General features: G+C 63.8%; 1 pseudogene. It reads right to left on the bottom strand.

From position 1 onward, the window contains the following. Positions 1-267: pseudogene (locus RVY79_RS19710) on the bottom strand (hypothetical protein); the annotation flags it as partial. Positions 268-271 lie beyond the last annotated feature (4 nt).

Genomic DNA, 271 nt, shown 5'->3' with positions numbered 1-271 from the left:
CTCGACGCGGCTGACGGCGCGGTGGAACATATTGACGGTCGACCAGAGCAGTTCGTTGAGATCGTGATCGAGGCTGGTGTCGGCCAGGGTGGCGATGAGGGCGTCGAAGATGTCTGCGACGGCTCCCTCGATGACGCGGTCTTCCGGGACCGGGCGGGGATCGGGTTCGTCCTCGGAGGGGCGATAGCCGTAGAGTTGGAGTTCCTGCAGCATGTCGTCGGTGGGAGACGAGTCGTGGTGCGGTTCGAAGTCGTCGTGCTCGTTCATGGGA

Origin of the sequence: Chromohalobacter sp. HP20-39 (genome assembly GCF_033052815.1) — a bacterium.
Lineage (GTDB): Bacteria > Pseudomonadota > Gammaproteobacteria > Pseudomonadales > Halomonadaceae > Chromohalobacter.
Note: the sequence above shows the minus strand (reverse complement) of the source record. Positions and strands in the feature narration are given on the sequence as shown.